Source organism: Geobacter psychrophilus (assembly GCF_056821595.1).
Genome location: NZ_JBXDTU010000004.1, coordinates 4308084 through 4323544 on the forward strand (window position 1 = coordinate 4308084; position 15461 = coordinate 4323544).

General features: G+C 56.7%; 18 protein-coding genes. All 18 read right to left on the bottom strand.

Features of this window, described 5'->3' with window-relative positions; genetic code table 11:
• Positions 1-51: 51 nt before the first annotated feature.
• On the bottom strand, positions 52-699 hold the full coding sequence (gene lepB, locus ACOCF6_RS22580) for a signal peptidase I (protein WP_482462578.1): 648 nt from the start codon (positions 697-699) through the stop codon (positions 52-54).
• A 24-nt stretch (positions 700-723) separates the two neighbouring features.
• Positions 724-903 carry a hypothetical protein gene (locus ACOCF6_RS22585; protein ID WP_482462579.1) on the bottom strand — a complete coding sequence of 60 codons (180 nt, stop codon included), beginning with the start codon at positions 901-903 and terminating at the stop codon, positions 724-726.
• Positions 893-1453: an RNA polymerase sigma factor gene (locus ACOCF6_RS22590; RefSeq protein WP_482462580.1), complete on the bottom strand. Its 561-nt coding sequence runs from the start codon at positions 1451-1453 to the stop codon at positions 893-895. The genes ACOCF6_RS22585 and ACOCF6_RS22590 overlap by 11 nt, the downstream gene beginning before the upstream one ends.
• A gap of 124 nt (positions 1454-1577) precedes the next feature.
• A complete protein-coding gene (locus ACOCF6_RS22595; RefSeq protein ID WP_482462581.1) occupies positions 1578-2057 on the bottom strand; it encodes an aminoacyl-tRNA deacylase in 480 nt (159 codons plus the stop codon).
• A 185-nt stretch (positions 2058-2242) separates the two neighbouring features.
• Positions 2243-2938: an aspartate/glutamate racemase family protein gene (locus ACOCF6_RS22600; RefSeq protein ID WP_482462582.1), complete on the bottom strand. Its 696-nt coding sequence runs from the start codon at positions 2936-2938 to the stop codon at positions 2243-2245.
• A 22-nt stretch (positions 2939-2960) separates the two neighbouring features.
• Complete coding sequence (locus tag ACOCF6_RS22605) at positions 2961-3764, bottom strand: class I SAM-dependent methyltransferase (protein ID WP_482462583.1); 804 nt, start codon at positions 3762-3764, stop codon at positions 2961-2963.
• Positions 3765-4043: 279 nt separating this feature from the next.
• Positions 4044-4598 carry a methyltransferase family protein gene (locus tag ACOCF6_RS22610; RefSeq protein WP_482462584.1) on the bottom strand — a complete coding sequence of 185 codons (555 nt, stop codon included), beginning with the start codon at positions 4596-4598 and terminating at the stop codon, positions 4044-4046.
• 79 nt (positions 4599-4677) lie between these two features.
• Positions 4678-5088, bottom strand: coding sequence for a DUF3795 domain-containing protein (locus ACOCF6_RS22615; RefSeq protein ID WP_482462585.1), 411 nt, complete (start codon positions 5086-5088; stop codon positions 4678-4680).
• Positions 5089-5120: 32 nt separating this feature from the next.
• Positions 5121-5507: an avidin-fold protein gene (locus ACOCF6_RS22620; RefSeq protein ID WP_482462586.1), complete on the bottom strand. Its 387-nt coding sequence runs from the start codon at positions 5505-5507 to the stop codon at positions 5121-5123.
• Between the two features lie 179 nt (positions 5508-5686).
• The gene (locus ACOCF6_RS22625) at positions 5687-6952 is read right to left on the bottom strand and encodes a diaminopimelate decarboxylase (RefSeq protein ID WP_482462587.1); all 1266 of its coding nucleotides are present in this window, start codon (positions 6950-6952) and stop codon (positions 5687-5689) included.
• A gap of 29 nt (positions 6953-6981) precedes the next feature.
• Positions 6982-7467, bottom strand: a complete 486-nt coding sequence (locus tag ACOCF6_RS22630) for a GNAT family N-acetyltransferase (protein ID WP_482462588.1) — start codon at positions 7465-7467, stop codon at positions 6982-6984.
• 42 nt (positions 7468-7509) lie between these two features.
• Entirely contained in the window at positions 7510-7917 is a 408-nt protein-coding gene (locus tag ACOCF6_RS22635; protein ID WP_482462589.1) for a hypothetical protein, read from the bottom strand.
• 19 nt (positions 7918-7936) lie between these two features.
• Positions 7937-9184, bottom strand: coding sequence for a hypothetical protein (locus ACOCF6_RS22640; RefSeq protein ID WP_482462590.1), 1248 nt, complete (start codon positions 9182-9184; stop codon positions 7937-7939).
• On the bottom strand, positions 9181-9978 hold the full coding sequence (locus ACOCF6_RS22645) for an outer membrane lipoprotein-sorting protein (RefSeq protein ID WP_482462591.1): 798 nt from the start codon (positions 9976-9978) through the stop codon (positions 9181-9183). The genes ACOCF6_RS22640 and ACOCF6_RS22645 overlap by 4 nt, the downstream gene beginning before the upstream one ends.
• A 71-nt stretch (positions 9979-10049) precedes the next feature.
• Positions 10050-12602: an FtsX-like permease family protein gene (locus ACOCF6_RS22650; RefSeq protein ID WP_482462592.1), complete on the bottom strand. Its 2553-nt coding sequence runs from the start codon at positions 12600-12602 to the stop codon at positions 10050-10052.
• Positions 12599-13288, bottom strand: coding sequence for an ABC transporter ATP-binding protein (locus tag ACOCF6_RS22655; RefSeq protein ID WP_482462593.1), 690 nt, complete (start codon positions 13286-13288; stop codon positions 12599-12601). The genes ACOCF6_RS22650 and ACOCF6_RS22655 overlap by 4 nt, the downstream gene beginning before the upstream one ends.
• Positions 13282-14763, bottom strand: coding sequence for an ABC1 kinase family protein (locus tag ACOCF6_RS22660; protein WP_482462594.1), 1482 nt, complete (start codon positions 14761-14763; stop codon positions 13282-13284). Before ACOCF6_RS22660 ends, ACOCF6_RS22655 begins: the two co-directional genes overlap by 7 nt.
• Entirely contained in the window at positions 14753-15376 is a 624-nt protein-coding gene (locus ACOCF6_RS22665; protein WP_482462595.1) for a TetR/AcrR family transcriptional regulator, read from the bottom strand. The genes ACOCF6_RS22660 and ACOCF6_RS22665 overlap by 11 nt, the downstream gene beginning before the upstream one ends.
• Positions 15377-15461 lie beyond the last annotated feature (85 nt).

Here is a 15461-nt window from a genome sequence, read left to right on the forward strand (position 1 = left end):
ATTTCAAGTTGAATATATAATCAATTCCGTTCACGACCATAGAGATGCAGGTCAATTGATAGGTTTGCCGATTCTCTGCCAGCGTGGCAGCCATTTGCTCTGGTCCCAAGACCAATATTTGATGAAGGCCTTCCCCACCAGATCTGCTTGCGGTACAAAGCCCCAAAATCGGCTGTCGTAGGAGTTGTCACGGTTGTCACCCATCACGAAATATGAGTTTGCCGGGACCCGAACCGGTCCGAAATCATCACGCGGGGCCGATTCCCGCGGCAGGATTTTCGGGTCCTTATGCACCTCATGGGGGTTTTGATAGAGCGTGCCGTTGACATACACCCGCTTGTCCCGCACCTGGATCTCATCACCCGGCACGCCGATCAAGCGCTTGATAAAGTCTTTTGAGCGATCCTCGGGGAATTTGAAGACGATCACATCACCGCGCTGCGGGGCGCGCAGCCCCGGCAGGCGCAGGTCGCTGAACGGCACCCTGATGCCGTAGATAAACTTGTTTACCAGCAGACAGTCGCCGATCACCAGGGTATCCTCCATGGATCCGGAGGGGATTTTGAATGACTGTACAACACACGTCCGGATGATCAGGGCCAGCACAACGGCCCAGAGGATCGATTCCACGTACTCCCGGGTTTTCGACTTCAGCGGGGCCTCAATTTTCGTAACCAATGCAGCCGCAGTATGTTCCATGAACTGGATCCTCTTTCCATCGTTTTAGAAAACAGGTACGGCCTTGAATATCCCGAACAGCGTCCCGCCACCGGCAACCGCGTAGCGTATGAACGGGTGATTGATGCACCATTCCACGAGTGAGGTCCGCGACGCCTCATACAGATGAACCTGGTGCATGACCTTCAAGACAAAATCCTGTGAGGGCTTATATTCAGCGCTCATGGCAAACACCTCCAACGTATTCTTTCATAAGCTGTCTCATCTTTTCCCTGGCCCGGAACAGGCGGCTCTTGACCGTGGCTTGTGTGATACCGCCCTGACCGGCAATTTCATTAAGTGATGCCCCCTGCAGACTCTGGAGCATGGTTGTCCGGAACGGCTCCGGCAGTTGTTCGAGCAATGCGGCCAACGCCTGTCGCCCTTCATTGTTAATCAACAGCGCTTCGGCACTGTCTCCGGCGCCGGTGACACTATGATACTCTTCGAGCGGCACGCACTCGCCCCTGCCCCGTTTCCGCAGTTCACTGATGCAGCGGTTACGGGCGCTGATAAACAGCCAGGCCGAAAATGGGGTCCCCTGCTCAGGATCAAATCTTGACAACGATTTATACACATCCAGAAACACCTCCTGGCCGATATCTTCTGTCAGATGAGGATCCCGCACAAAGCGGTATATGAAGGCGAGCAGGGTTTTGTGGTATCTTTGGACGAGCAGGGCAAAGGCATCAACATCGCCTCCCTGGATTCGCCTGATTATGGCATTGTCATTCATTGGGACTCCGGAGTGTTCATCCATACCCAGTAATACGCAGGAGATGCGGAAAGGTTCCCGAAAAAGAAGAATACACGAAAAATTTAAGCAGGTTCATCGCTTACATCTATAATGCGGGAAAATATTACTTGGAAAACCGGCCGATCCGCCCGCCGGTCAGCCTCACCAGGTCAGCGGCTGTCAGCTCCAGGGTCCGGTCGGGGTGGCCGATTCCGCAGTAGATGGTCGGGAAGGTCGTCAACACAGCATCATCGATAATAACGGCTACGTCATCCCTCTGAAGCACCGGCGAAACGCTCCCCGGCTCCACACCCAGGAGGTCCAGCACCTCCTCCGGCGAGAGAGGCAAAAGGTCGCGGCGGTTGACTCCAACCAGTGTAGCCAGCCGGGGATAATCGACCCGACCAGTCCCTTGGAGTGCGGCCAGAACTATCCCGGCGTTCCGGGTGCGAAACGCAATCGTCTTGACTATCCGCGCTACCTCGAACGACAGGTTTTGCTCTGCATCCTCCATCGTCCTCACCGGCGCATGCTCATGGAGAACAAAGGGAAGATCGCTCCGCTCAACGATCTCCAGCAGATGGTCAAATCGATCTCTTTCCATTTCCATATTTTTCCTTGCTTGCCTCAATCAATCTATTTCAGATTCAGCGTTGTACCCTATTGCAAAACAGAGGGAATAAATACGCCGCACATGGCAAAACAAACAGCATTATCGCCGCAGATACCTACAGCATGTCCCCCATACTACATCCGTTGCTCCACTGAATTGATTAAATGCAATTTCCTTCAGCTTCCAAGACAATGCCTGACGATACTCTCCACATGGATGGCTGAGGTATTCAGTAACGGGATGCCGTGGGCCTCTCCGGGCAGGAGCAGCGGCAGTTCGGTACAGCCAAGAATCAGGGAATCGATACTGTCCCGCTCGATCATCCGTTTGACGATGGTCAGGAGCGCATCCCTAGTCTCTGAATTGATGATCCCCAGCTCGATCTCGGAGAACAGCTTTTCGTGAATAAACAGCTGTTCCTCCGGTGTGGGTACAACAACCGTCATCCCCCGCGCACGGAACGGCTTTTCGAAGAAATCCGCCTGCATGGTGAAGCGTGTACCCATCAGGCCGAGCCGCCGCATCCCCAGGCTCTCCGCCTTGGTGCAGGTCGCCTCGACAATACTGATAAGCGGCAGAGGTGAGCGCTTTTGCACTTCGTCAAAGACCACATGCGGGGTAATAGAGGCGATGGCGGCGAATTCGGCACCGGCGCGTTGTAGCGCCTCGATCCTGGTCAGAAGCCACTCCGCCAGCTTATCAAAGTCATTGGCATCAACTATTTCAAGCAACTCACCCAGGTCCGCGCTATAGACGATGATCTCGGGATAGTTCTGCCCGCCGTTGCTCTTCCGAAAGGCGTCGATGATTCCCCGGTAATATTCCAGCGTCGATTCCGGTCCGATACCGCCGATAATGCCGATTCTCTTCATAGGATACACTCTTTCATAGTAATCAAGCCTTCACCGCCACCAGATAAATCCTGTTGAACAGCAGCTTCACTCTGCCACTATTGCCAGCCTGTCCGGCAAAGGCTTCTTTTACTATGTGACGGAAGTTATCACAGTATTCCGCATCGATCCCGGCTTCATAGAATTCCTGGTTGAGATAGCCGGCGGCCGCGCCCGATTCGAAGATGGTCATGACCTCCTCCGCAGAATGGTTCGTTTCCAGCTCTTCGATCCTGGCGAATGGTACCTCGAAGCCAGCTTCAGTAAAGAACTCCCCATAATCTTCAGCGGTCTCCAGGAAAAGCCAGGGCGCCCTGAAGCCGGAAAAGGTTTCCCGCGTCCGCGCATCATGGGCAACGGCATCGATGGCACTGATGAAGCTTGGACAGTACAGCCTTCTGGCGGGTGCCTGGATACCGATCCTGCCACCCTTGCGCAGGGCGTTACGACAGTTTTGCAGGGCATTCTGCGGCTGCTGGAACCATTGGAACGCAGAATTGCAGAAGATAACGTCGAATGTGCTATTGAAAGCGAGTTCCTCCGCCCCCATCACCACATGAGAAATTTCCTCTCCCGCCAGGTTGGCAGATGCCTCCAGAATCATTCCCTCGCTGGGATCGACACCGACCACCCGCCCCCCGGTCATTCCCCGTATCTTGCGCGTCAGATTCCCCGTGCCGCAGCCAAGATCCAGCACGTCCTCCGCTCCGCAAATCTCCAACAGACTGAAGAGTTTCTCGGCTGCAGACTTCTGGATCAAAGAGTCGTGCTCGTAACGTGTGGCGATTGCGCTAAAATCTGCGTTCATTTTCCCCCCATGTTCAGTACATTACAGTCTACCACTCCATAGGCACCTCATTAGTAACCACGTCCGTCCAGTCCCCTGGAAAATGCCGCCGGACACGCTCTCTGCCGGATATCCTGTGTCGTGATGGAGCAGGTCGCTGAGCGTCCTTGCCTGATCGCTCAGTCGCTCCGTTTCATTTTCATGGTAACCATGCACATAACTCACCAAGCGAAACGTCCTTTTCTGTGTCAGAAATTTTGCGGCAATTCTCGTATCGGTTTACTTCCTGAGCATGTTTGATTATCGCAGAAAGATATAACGGGGAACATTTTTCATATATTCTTCATACGACCTGCCGTATCTAAGTTTACATATCCTTTCTTCCGCCAGAATCATGAAATGCTGGAGAACGATAAGGATAACCAGATTAGCGAAGAGAACGAAATTCATCGTCACGAGGCAGATGCTAAAAAAAATCAGAGTTGCCGAGACATAGAGCGGATTCCTCGAAACCCGATATATTCCGTCAGAGAATGGTTTATCAAGAGGCGTCGTGGCAAAGACGCGGAGGGTTGCAATAAATGACACCACACCTATGAAGTATACGGCTAATCCTCCAAAAAAAAGCGGCTTTATAGAGGTGAACGGAGTCCAGGCAGTAGCGATCATTAAGGGATACGGCGCCAGGGACGCTGAAACGGTGAAGAACTTTTCCTTGGGATCGTACCCCGTCATATCGGACATCCGTTTGGTTAAATCTTTATTCATGGCACCGATAGCGAATGCAAGCAACAGCGGGATACAGAGGAGCCATGCATTCAGAAGAGCCAAATGAAATACCGGTGTCAAATCCATCTTCCCCTCCTCCGTGCCAAACGCCCAGCCGTTTCAACTCATGATGACTCATCATTTCGTTGTTCTCTCAGCCCACCTTTTACTTGTCTATATAATTTTTAAAACGTATCTGATCAAGATTCTGCCTTTTTGACAAGAACGCTTTGTGGAGTGCGTCCATTTCTTTCGGTGAACAGACCCGAGCGGCAAAAGAACGTAGCATCTCAGATTTCTCGAAAACTGCAATCAGCAGCCTGCATGGATACTCCCGGCATAGTCCACAGTTCTCAATTCCTTTCACATGGGCACATGCACGGACGTCCGAATTTGCACAGTTGTTTTCCGGCCTGCATCCAAAACAGGCCATGTCCCTCGCGGGGAAGGCTGGATCTCTTAAGCCAAGGCGAACCCACAATTCTTTTACTTCCTCCAATTCCTTGGCTCCTCCATTTTGAGAAGCAAGATACCGTGGACAAAAAGTACAATTATCGCCGCAAATGCCTATATTCATTCATTCGTCCTCTGTCCAACCGGTTCAGAAAATCACTTGGCAGCCTTCTGGTCAGCTGCATTTTTCGGATACACGCTGTCAATTTCCACTATTTCAGAATAACCTGCAGACACATCACCTGATAGCCACTGCCATTGTTCTTTCAATTTGAGCCGCCCATCCTCAGTAATTTCAGGTGTAGACAGGCATTTTCCTATCATAAGGTCACCATTACAGTTCACGTGGTGATACCTCATATCGAGCTTCCCATCACTTAGCACTTTTGCAATCAAATGCCCCTTGACGATTGAGCCGCCTTCATATTCAGCTGTAACAATGTCGCCATCTTGGTGGTAGTAGAATAAGGTATCTTCACTTACTTCACCGTTCTCTGTATTTGTGATGGAAACGAATACCTTACCTTCAAAATTGTATTTCATATCATCCCTATTCTTTAAACTGTAAGCCATCTCCCAGACAATACCTGACGATGCTCTCCACATGGATGGCTGAGGTATTCAGTACCCTCTTTCATAGTAATCAAGCCTTCACCGCCACCAGATAAATCCTGTTGAGCAGCAGCTTCACACTGCCGCTTTTACCAACATATGCAACTGCATCAATGGCACGGTGTAAAGCAATCCGGAGTGAAGTTACTCGTAATGAAATAGTCCTCCACCGTTTCGGCCCGACGGATCAACTCAACCGTGCCGTCGGTGCGGATCAGCAACTCCTTGGGGCGTAGCCGACCGTTGTACTGAAAGCCCATGGCGTGGCCGTGGGCGCCGGTGTCGTGGATAACCAGTATGTCGCCGTCTTCGATCGGCGGCAGTTCACGCTGAATCGCGAATTTGTCGTTGTTCTCGCAGAGGGAGCCTACCACGTCATAGGTTTCGCTCTTCGACAGGTTCTCTTTGCCGATGACGTCGATGTGGTGGTAGGCATCGTAGAGTGCCGGACGCATCAAGGCGGTCATACAGGCATCGACACCGATGTAGTTGCGGTAGGTCTGCTTGGCGTTGATCGCCGTCGTCACCAGACAACCGTGCGGACCGGTGATGAAGCGGCCGCTCTCCATCAGCATCTTCGGTGCAAAACCGTTGGCGCTGCGAAAGTCGTCGAAGAAAGCAGTGATCTCCACGGCCATGGCGGCCAGGTTAAGCCCTTCGTGCTCAGGCCGGTAGGGGATGCCAAGGCCGCCGCCGATGTTGACGAATTCGAGCTCGATGTCGAGCTCCTTCTTGAGCAGGGCAGTCAGGTCAAGGAGCATCCGCGCCGTCTCGACGATGTAGCTGTAGTCCCGCTCGTTTGAGGCAACCATGGTGTGCAGGCCGAAGCGTGTGGCACCGCGTTCCCGGGAGAGGCGGTAGGCGTCAACCAGCTGCTCGTGGGTGACACCGTACTTGGCCTCGACCGGGTTGCCGATGATGATGTTGCCGGTGCGGCGCGGGCCGGGATTGTAGCGGAAGGAGATTAACTCGGGAAATTTCGGCACCTTGGCGATCAAGCTGATGTCATCGAGATTCAGGACACAACCACCGTCGGCTTCGGCAAAGGCGTACTCATCTTGACTGGTGTTGTTCGAGGTGAACATGATGTCCTCACCGTAGGCACCGACCTGGCGGGAAAGGATCAATTCGGGGATTGACGAGCAGTCGAAACCGAAGCCGAGGTCGAACAACAGCTCCAGAATGCGGCGATTGGGCAGCGCCTTTACCGCGAAGTACTCACGGAAACCCGGGATACCGGAAAATGCCCGATTCAGCCCTTCACCGGTGCTCCGGATCCCGGCTTCGTCGTAGATGTGGAAGGGGGTGCCGTAATGGGAGGCGATCTGCGGCAGGAGCGGGAATAGACGGTCTTTGAAGGATTGGGACATAGGCATGGAAGAACTCTCCTTGATAGTACAGATGATTATGATTTCCGAAATTGCCTGCGATATTTGACAAACCCGAGCTTGTTCGCCGCTGAAAATCCCTGCTGTTCAAAGAAACGATGCGCCGATTCGCGTGATGCCGTGCTCAGCAACATGATTTTGGAACAGTCACAGATCCGGCACAGCTCTTCTGCATGCGCAAAGAGCCGGCTGCCGATCCCCTTCCCTCTCCAGGATTCATTAACGACCACGTTTTCAAGCACTCCGTAGGGTTGATTCCCGAACATGGCATCCAAACACAAGGTCAGAAGAGCGGTGCCGCAGACGACGCCGTCTGCTTCGCATACGAACAGGAAATTGTTCGGATCAGAGGCAATGACCTCCAGGCGGTCTTCCCGGACATTGATCTGGGGACTTGAAACGAATGATCGATAAAGTGCGGCAACGGCAGCGGCATCAGCACCACGCGCTTCACGTATTGTTACAGTGGTAACGTGCTTCATCTCAATCCCGCAATTTTTCATAAGAAAGTTCATCTTTCAACGAATCGGCAACACGTGAGTTCATTACCATGAGTTCAGAAAAGGAAAAGCATACGCCATACACAGTAATGCAAACACGCTGATCAATGTATAATGCAACGGGCGCAACTTCTCAATACCTTGAATCCGGGATGGCTTGAAATAGATCACTTGCCAAACACCGCGCACAAACCAGAAAAGAGAATAAAAAATCGACAGGGATCTTCCAAGAGCGGTGGCACCGGCGAGTTCCTTCGTATGCACAAATGATAGCCCGGCAAAGAGGAGAAACAGCGGGATCAGAAACAGGTGGATCGTATAGAGGACCCGAGCAGTAAGCAGCCTTGTTTTCTCGAAATCCTCTTTCCAGCCAAACCCTCGATAAAAAAAACAATGTCCGATTCCAACGCTGGCGGAAAGGACTCCGCCGAACAGTATTACCGCCTCGTTCATATATCCCCCGGATAGTAGATCACCAACTCCGCCGCAACGCCAGGTGCAGCCGCCGGGCGGCAGAGAGTGCACCAAAGGGTCCATTCGTCGCACCATAGGGGAGTTCCCCCCCCACGCTCAGCTTCCAGAGATCGGTCAGGTTGTAGCCGGCCTCTGCCTTCATGAGGCCGTCGCCCTGTTTGAGCCCCACACTCCAGACCAACTTCCAGTCACCCCACTCCTCTGTCCGGTTCCAGGCAATAATCAGGGCCGGCAGGATGGCCCGGTCGAACAACAACGATCGGTCCACGGGCGGGTTAATCGCATTTCCAGCAAGGGTGACCAGCAGGGTACCATCACCGAACCCTTTTTCAGCGCTCAGGGATCCGATCAGGGCATCGCCCAGGTCGCGCTCCCGGGAGAATAGCGCGGCTGCCTCGGCTCGCAGAACCCAGGCTCCGATGATGCGGGAAAGCTCTATTCCGACACCCTCTTCCCGGGCGTAGCGGCGCTCGACCGGTACGACCAGACAAGATGATGTCGGTGTGGCCCGGTCGAAACGGAAATCCAGCAGCGGTGCGGGGCGCACCCCTACCCGCCCCCAGGCCCCCAAATCCCACTCACCAAAGGTGTACAGGAGGCGCAGGGCGGCAAACCCCATGACCGGGGGAGTGGAATCGATCTCTTTGAAGACGGTGCCAGTAGGAAACCTTTCCGCCCTGAGGGGGGCGTTCCGGCTCCCGAGCAGCGGCAAGCGCCAGGGGGTGGTGATTGGGGTGGCAACCGCTTCGTACCGCAAGCCACCATTCTGACCGGTCAGGCGCAGGGCCCACAGGGGCAGCTTTTCATCGCTGAAGAGGTCGCTGAGATCACGCGGCAGAAAGGCATCAGCCGGGGAGTAGCCGTCGGTCTTGCCCCAGCCCAGTTGAAAACGGCCCAACTGGAGGTCCAGATCAGACGCCAGCGGCAGCCGCAGCCAGAGATCCTGCACAGAAAAGGGCGGGCGGCGGATGTGCCGGTCAGCCACGTCAAACAGCAGCGAACCCTGTTCATCCGCAGAAATCCATTCCCCGCGCAGCGAAGCGGTCAGCTGGGTCTCGCCAAGCTTCTGCTCCCACTTGTTGAACAGGGTTCCCCAGCCCAGCAGCCAGGGATCACGCTGGCTGGTGCGTACGGCATAGGCAAAGCCTTTTGCCTCGACATAGCCGGACAATGTTTCTGCCAGCGCCTGGGTCGTGGTCATCAGGGACAGCAGGACCAGGCATATCTGGAAGTGAGGCCGGATCAATCGCCCCCCTCGCGGTTCAGGTTCTGCAGGGTGAAGCGACCGGAAGGCTGCGGCTTGTCAAAGGCCAGCTCTTTCAGAACAACGGTAGTCTTGCTCCCCTTCCTGACATCACTCATCTCCATCTTTCTGGCCACCCAGTGCCCGTCGATATTCTGCAAATCGGAGAGCACAAACAGCTTGCCCGGCTGCTTTTCACCCTTGAGGTAGAGGTCCTCGCGCAGCAGATAGAGGATATCTTTACGCAGGTAGAGGATCTTCTTTTCATAAACCGACTTGCTGCCTTCCAGCGGGGTTGCCGCAATCACATAGCAGGGCTGACCGTCCACGGTCTGCTCACTCTGCAGTGCCACCTTATACTTTTCGTGATCGAATTCCTCCATATCCTCAAAATTGAAGTCAGTGCCGACAAAGGATGCATCCCGGTCCTGGGTGGCGATGCGGCGTTCACGCTTCATCGAGGGGAGATACAGCCACTGATCCGGATTCTGCCCGGCTGCGCGTGCCAAAGAAAGAAAACCAACCCCCTTGACCTCCGGGGGATCAACAAAACGGATCAGGTTTTTGGCGTCCCCGGCGTAGCCCTGCCGGAAACTCTTCCACCCCTTTTTACGGACCTTGCCCTCCTTGTTCACCACCGTGAGGTTTCCGGCATACTGCTGGGTTTTGGTGCGATGGCGGCTCTCGGATTCTTTCAGGAGGGTTCGGGCGTCGGGGGTTGCACTGGCCAGGCCTGCGTAAAATATCGATACAATGGTAACCAAAGCTATCAGGATTGTAAGTCTGTTTTTGAGCATACGTTCCCCTCTCAGATCTAAAATAATGTCCCCCCTCCCGTCTAGGGAGGGGAGGCAAAAAACTATACACCTCATTCATACTCTATCGCCTCGGTGATCTTCAGCCTTCCCGCCTGGCGTGCCGGAATCCAGGCCGCCAGGGCCGAGATCAACGGCAGGGCGACCAGGAGCTGTGCCAGTATGTCCCACGGATAATGGTGCGGCATACGCCAGCCGGTGAAACATTCGGCGATGGCCCCCTCCATGAAGACCGCAAAGAGATTGCCGGCCGGGAGCGCCAGCAGGAGTCCGGCAAATGCCAGGGCCAGTGCTTCGAACACAATGCTGCGGCCGACCTGTGAGGGGATGGCGCCCAGCGCCTTGAGGATGCCGATCTCCCGCGTCCGTTCCGCCACTGATATGAGCAGCGCGGTGACGATGCCGAGGAAGGCCACGATCAGGGCCAGGAGGACGGTGATCTTGGTCAGGGCGTAAAAGGAGTCGATCGCCTTGTTGATCTCGGCGGTGAATTCCGCGCGGGTGGAGACCAGGGCCGGGTACTTCCCGGCCAGCAGTGCTGTAATGGCTTTGCGCACCTGTCCTGCATCAGCACCCGTAATCACCGAGACGTCGAAGATATCCACCCGGTCATCCTTCCAAAGTTTCAGGAAATAGGCGCGATCCAGGGACACATTCCCCTGGTCGGAACTGTAATCGCGGACCACGGCCGCAATCGGAATCCGCACCGTGCCGCTCGGGGTATCCAACTCCACCTGATCCCCGACACCCAGACCATAGCGGCGGTAAAAGTTCTCCGAGACAGAGCACATGCCCTGTTGGGTCAAACCGCGGCGCATCGTTTCCGCATCCCCCTGGATGAATTCCATGTTGGTGCGGTCGAGCAAGGGGCCGATCTCTATGGAACCTACCATGATCTTGTGTCCCCTGTAGAGGGGATGGATCCCGCGGTAGCTTTCAACGGTTCGCACCCCCGGCACCTTGAGGAGTTCATCGCGCAGTGCACCGGGGAAAAGGAAGTCGGGCCGGGTGAAGTTGGCGGAGGCGCGTACAAAGAGGTCACAGGTCAGGGCGTCATCCATCCAGCGCTGCATGGCAGCCTTGGTCGATCCCATATAGCCGCCCAGGCCGAGGACAAAGGTCAGGGAGAGCGCCATGGCCATCACCGTCCCGGAAGTCCGGCGGGGCGAGCCCAACAGGGCATCCGAGGAGAGTCGCCCCGCCACCGGTGCGAATCTGGCTACCAGCGGCATGGTGCAGCGCAGCAGCAGGCGGGAAAGCGGCCCTACCAGCAGTACCAGGCCGCTGCCGCCGAGCAGCAGTACAACCAGGATCAGTCCATTGCCGCCCAAGGGAGGATGCCAGGCGACCAGGATTGCGGCACTAAAGGCGCTACAGCCGGCTATGATCCGGGGCACGATCCGCAGGGGTGCTTTGGCCTCAAAGGCCCCCTTGGCAAAGGCCTCGGTCGGCGGGATGCGCGCAGCCGTCAGTGCCGGTCCCCAGGCACCGACCAGGGAAGCGAGGATGCCGAGGGACATGGACTTGAGAGCGATCTCCGGCGGCAGATGGACCGCGCCGGAGCTGGTGATGCCATAGACCGACTCCGTCGCCTGCCCCATGATAGTGAGAAAGGTTTGCGCCAGGCTGATGCCGACCAGGCAGCCGAGCGCAGAGCCGACAATCCCGATCAGCAGTGCCTCGACCAGAAAGAGCCCCTGCACCTGACGCGGTGTGGCACCCAGGGCGCGCAGCGTGCCGATGTCGCGGCGGCGGCGGTTGACGGCCACGTTGAAGGCATTGAAGATCAGGAAGGCGCCGATGGAGAGGGCGAAGATGCTGGAGACATTGAAGCCGGCAACGAAGTTGGCGACAATCCGTTCGGTCTGTTCCCCGCGGCGCGCCGGAGTTTCGACCTGGTAGGCCGGGCCAAGCGCTTTCTCCAGGGTGGCGGTCGCCTGGGCCACGCTGGTCCCTTCATTGAGCCGCAGATCGATCCGGTCGAAACGGCGTCCCCGGCCGAAGAGTTCCTGGGCGGCATAGACATCCACCACCATCAGATTTCCGCCAAAGGCCTCGCTGAAGCCCTTGGGGGTCATGAGGCCGCGCACTGCCACCTGCCGGGTCCCGGTCGGGAGACGCAACGCGAGGCTGCTGTTGATCTTTAACCCGGCCTTCTCGGCAAACTGGCGGGTGAAGAGCGCCGAATCGGGCTGGGCCAGGAAGACCAGCGGGTCGTCCAGGTCGGCGTCTTCGCCTTCGAAACCGTAGTCACGCATTTCGCGATCGCCCAGCAGATCAATGCCGATCACGAGCAGGCTGCCAAACTCCCCCTTTTCGGGGATGACGATCTGCTCGATCACCGGCGCAGTGGCGCGGATGCCCGGCAGGGCACGGATCTGTTCCTGCACCTCCTCCGGTACCCCGCCGACCATGGTGACCTGGAGCTGGGACTTGCCGGCAACACGATCGATGGTCGAACGAATCCCCTTCACCAACGTCCCCTGAGCGGTCATGATCGAGCTGAAGGTCGCCACCCCGACGATCACACCCAACAGAGTCAGCAGCGTTTTTGCCACGTGGCGCCTGACGTAGGAGATGGAGAGCGTACGGAGCAGAAACCTCATGCTGCACCCCCGGATACGGTACTATCCCCCTCCACCCTGCCGTCGCGCAGCTTGATCAGCCGGTTGCAGGCAGAGGCGGCGTGGTGGTCATGGGTCACAATGACGATGGTGGTGCCCCGCTCCCGGTTGATGGTCCTGAGCAGGTCCAATATCTCCTCACCCCGGGTTGAATCCAGATTGCCGGTCGGTTCGTCTGCCAGCAGCAGCGGTGCGTTTGTGACCAGTGCCCGGGCAATGGCGACCCGCTGGCGCTCCCCCCCCGATAGTTCGTCGGGGAGGTGGTTGGCCCGCGCCTCAAGCCCGACCTCCTTCAGCACCCGGGCAACCTTCCCTTCGATTTCCTTTGCCACCATCCCGGCCAGGTGCAGCGGCAAGGCCACATTCTGGCTGACCTTCAGGGTCGGCATCAGGTGGTAGGCCTGGAAGATGTAGGAGACCTTGGTGCGTCGGAACAGGGAACGCCCCTTCTCGTTCTCTCCAGCCAGGTCAGTGCCCGCCACCAGTACTTGCCCGGACGTCGGGACGTCCAGACCACCCAACAGGTTCAGCAGCGTCGACTTGCCGGAACCGGAAGGCCCCATGATCGCCACCATTTCGCCTGCACTGATGTTCAGATTGATCCCGTCCAGTGCCGTTACCTGGGACTTGCCTGCGTAAGTTTTGATTACATCGTGGAGTTTCAGCATGGTTCGTAATCTCCCATTTCTTCTCGCTCTAAAGTCCCCCCGACTCTTGAGGGAGTGGAGGGGATGAATGCCGACTCTTGCAGATAGATCCGTCTGAACTCGCAGCGCCCCTGCAAGCGGTAGCAGAAGGCCCTGCCCCCGAAGATAAAGCGGTTGGACCAGAGGTACAACGGCGCACCCCGCGTGTAGCGCTTGCGGGTCATCTCCATGAGGTTGTTGATGCCGCGCATGAAGAATGCACGGTCGCCGAAATCGAACAATCCCTCTTTCAGCCACGGTTCCATGTTCCAGAGCACCCCGCGCCGGATGACCTCCAACCGCTCCGGTCCCATTGCCTCCGGGCTGTCAAAAAGTGAGGCCTTGGCAATGACCCGGTTAAAGCTGACCTCGTCCTGTTCCAGGTTGGCCCGCTCCAGTTCGCAGATCAGTCGCCAGTCCTCATCGCTGAATGCCCGGGTACAGCCGAAATCGATCAGCCCGAGCCGGCCATCCGCCATGAAGATAAAATTGCCGGGATGTGGATCGGCCAGAAACCAGTGCAGACGGTAATAGACCCTGAAGGTTGCCACCGTCAGCAGGGTGGTGAAATGGTCCCGCTGCGACTGGTCCGGATCCGTGGCCAGGAACTCTTGCAGATGACAACCGCTCAGGTATGCGGTGGTCAGTACCCGCTTGGTAGAATACGCGTCAAAGACCTGCGGCACCACTATACAGTCCGCATCAGTAAAGAGCAGCCGGGCTTGCCGGCCAAAAGCTGCCTCCTGTTGGTAGTCGGTCTCCATCAGCAGCATCTGCTCGATATCGGCCAGTTTGTCGAGGGTATCCTGCCAGTCCTGTGTCAGGCACATGGGTTGGAGCATGACACGGAGGTTGCGCAGGTCCGCCCGGATGGTGCGGGCGATGCCGGGGTACTGGATCTTGACCGCCACCTCCTCGCCGCTGTGCAGACGGGCGCGGTGCACCTGTCCCAGGGAGGCGGCGGCAAAGGAGTTCTGCTCGAAATGCGCGAACAGCTCCTCCGGTTCGCGGCCGAACTCGTCCAGAAAGACCTCGCGCACCAGGGCGTAGTGCATGGGGGGCGCCTCGAAGTGCAGGGCCGAGAGTACCTCGGCGAATTCCTCCGGCAGCACGTGGGGAAAATTGGCCAGCATCTGGCCGATCTTCATAACCGCGCCGCGCAAATAGCCCATGGTGCCGAAGAGCTGCAGGGCCGCTGCAAGATGGGCCTCGCTCTTGAGCCGCTGCTTTTCGTCCGCAGCGCTGAAACGGCTGCGCAGCCAATAAGCGAAATAGCCGAGAGCGATCTTGCCCTGGAGCGAGCCCAGGGTCCAGACCCGTGAAAAGGAGTTCACCGGCACCCTTTTGCTGGAGATGTCTGCAATCAGCTTGGCCAGGCGCAGACCGGTAGGATCGATTTTACGATCCTTGGGAAGGACCTTGAGCAGCTCCTGTTCCGTGTTCTTGTTAGCCTGCATGGGCTGCTCCCTTGTCCGACCGGTCGCCGGAAATCACCTGCACGAACATGCGGATTGAATAGTCGATCAGGGACGTTGTTTCTTCCTGGTTGGGGGACTCGTCGTTGCTCCAGCAGGCGAGGATGCCGAGATACAGGGACCAGTACATGGTCATGGCGACATAATCGGGGGCCTCGGCAAAGCCGTGGCGGGCAATGATCGCCTGCACGGCCTCCAGATGAACCTGGCGGGCGGTTTCACCCGCCAGGCAGATGTTCTTGCGGGGGAAAGGGCTCAGGGAACGCTCCAGGACCGGGCCGAGAAAGGGCCGCAGCGGTCGCAGCCGCCGCAATCCCGAGGCGACAAACAGAAAGAGCTCCTCGGCCAGATCCTCATTGCCGCTGCGGCGACGCTGAAAATCCCCCCTCCCCTGCCCAAATGCCTCGGCGACCATGGTCATGGCCAGGGTCTCCTTGCTGGGAAAATAGTTGAAAAGTGTGCCGGCAGCCAGCCCGGAAGCCAGGGCAATATCCCGGGTGGTGGTTGCATCGAAACCTTTGGCAATGAAGATCTCTCCGGCCTTTTCCAGGATGCGGGCCCGGTTTTCCTGTTTGGCCTGTTCGCTGATGCGCATTAATTTCCTCCATGTGCCCTGATGTACATGATCTGTGAGTTATCGAAATAACTTTCTACCAAAGATTAAGAAACTGATAGCCAGC

Bases quoted from the DNA above. Each gene is read 5' to 3' on its own strand.
- ACOCF6_RS22590 (WP_482462580.1), bottom strand. From the start codon at position 1,453: ATGAATGACAATGCCATAATCAGGCGAATCCAGGGAGGCGATGTTGAT.
- ACOCF6_RS22630 (WP_482462588.1), bottom strand. From the start codon at position 7,467: ATGAAAAATTGCGGGATTGAGATGAAGCACGTTACCACTGTAACAATA.
- ACOCF6_RS22605 (WP_482462583.1), bottom strand. From the start codon at position 3,764: ATGAACGCAGATTTTAGCGCAATCGCCACACGTTACGAGCACGACTCT.
- ACOCF6_RS22600 (WP_482462582.1), bottom strand. From the start codon at position 2,938: ATGAAGAGAATCGGCATTATCGGCGGTATCGGACCGGAATCGACGCTG.
- ACOCF6_RS22660 (WP_482462594.1), bottom strand. From the start codon at position 14,763: ATGCAGGCTAACAAGAACACGGAACAGGAGCTGCTCAAGGTCCTTCCC.
- ACOCF6_RS22610 (WP_482462584.1), bottom strand. From the start codon at position 4,598: ATGGATTTGACACCGGTATTTCATTTGGCTCTTCTGAATGCATGGCTC.
- ACOCF6_RS22655 (WP_482462593.1), bottom strand. From the start codon at position 13,288: ATGCTGAAACTCCACGATGTAATCAAAACTTACGCAGGCAAGTCCCAG.
- lepB (WP_482462578.1), bottom strand. From the start codon at position 699: ATGGAACATACTGCGGCTGCATTGGTTACGAAAATTGAGGCCCCGCTG.
- ACOCF6_RS22635 (WP_482462589.1), bottom strand. From the start codon at position 7,917: ATGAACGAGGCGGTAATACTGTTCGGCGGAGTCCTTTCCGCCAGCGTT.
- ACOCF6_RS22585 (WP_482462579.1), bottom strand. From the start codon at position 903: ATGAGCGCTGAATATAAGCCCTCACAGGATTTTGTCTTGAAGGTCATG.
- ACOCF6_RS22620 (WP_482462586.1), bottom strand. From the start codon at position 5,507: ATGAAATACAATTTTGAAGGTAAGGTATTCGTTTCCATCACAAATACA.
- ACOCF6_RS22625 (WP_482462587.1), bottom strand. From the start codon at position 6,952: ATGCCTATGTCCCAATCCTTCAAAGACCGTCTATTCCCGCTCCTGCCG.
- ACOCF6_RS22665 (WP_482462595.1), bottom strand. From the start codon at position 15,376: ATGCGCATCAGCGAACAGGCCAAACAGGAAAACCGGGCCCGCATCCTG.
- ACOCF6_RS22650 (WP_482462592.1), bottom strand. From the start codon at position 12,602: ATGAGGTTTCTGCTCCGTACGCTCTCCATCTCCTACGTCAGGCGCCAC.
- ACOCF6_RS22615 (WP_482462585.1), bottom strand. From the start codon at position 5,088: ATGAATATAGGCATTTGCGGCGATAATTGTACTTTTTGTCCACGGTAT.
- ACOCF6_RS22645 (WP_482462591.1), bottom strand. From the start codon at position 9,978: ATGCTCAAAAACAGACTTACAATCCTGATAGCTTTGGTTACCATTGTA.
- ACOCF6_RS22595 (WP_482462581.1), bottom strand. From the start codon at position 2,057: ATGGAAAGAGATCGATTTGACCATCTGCTGGAGATCGTTGAGCGGAGC.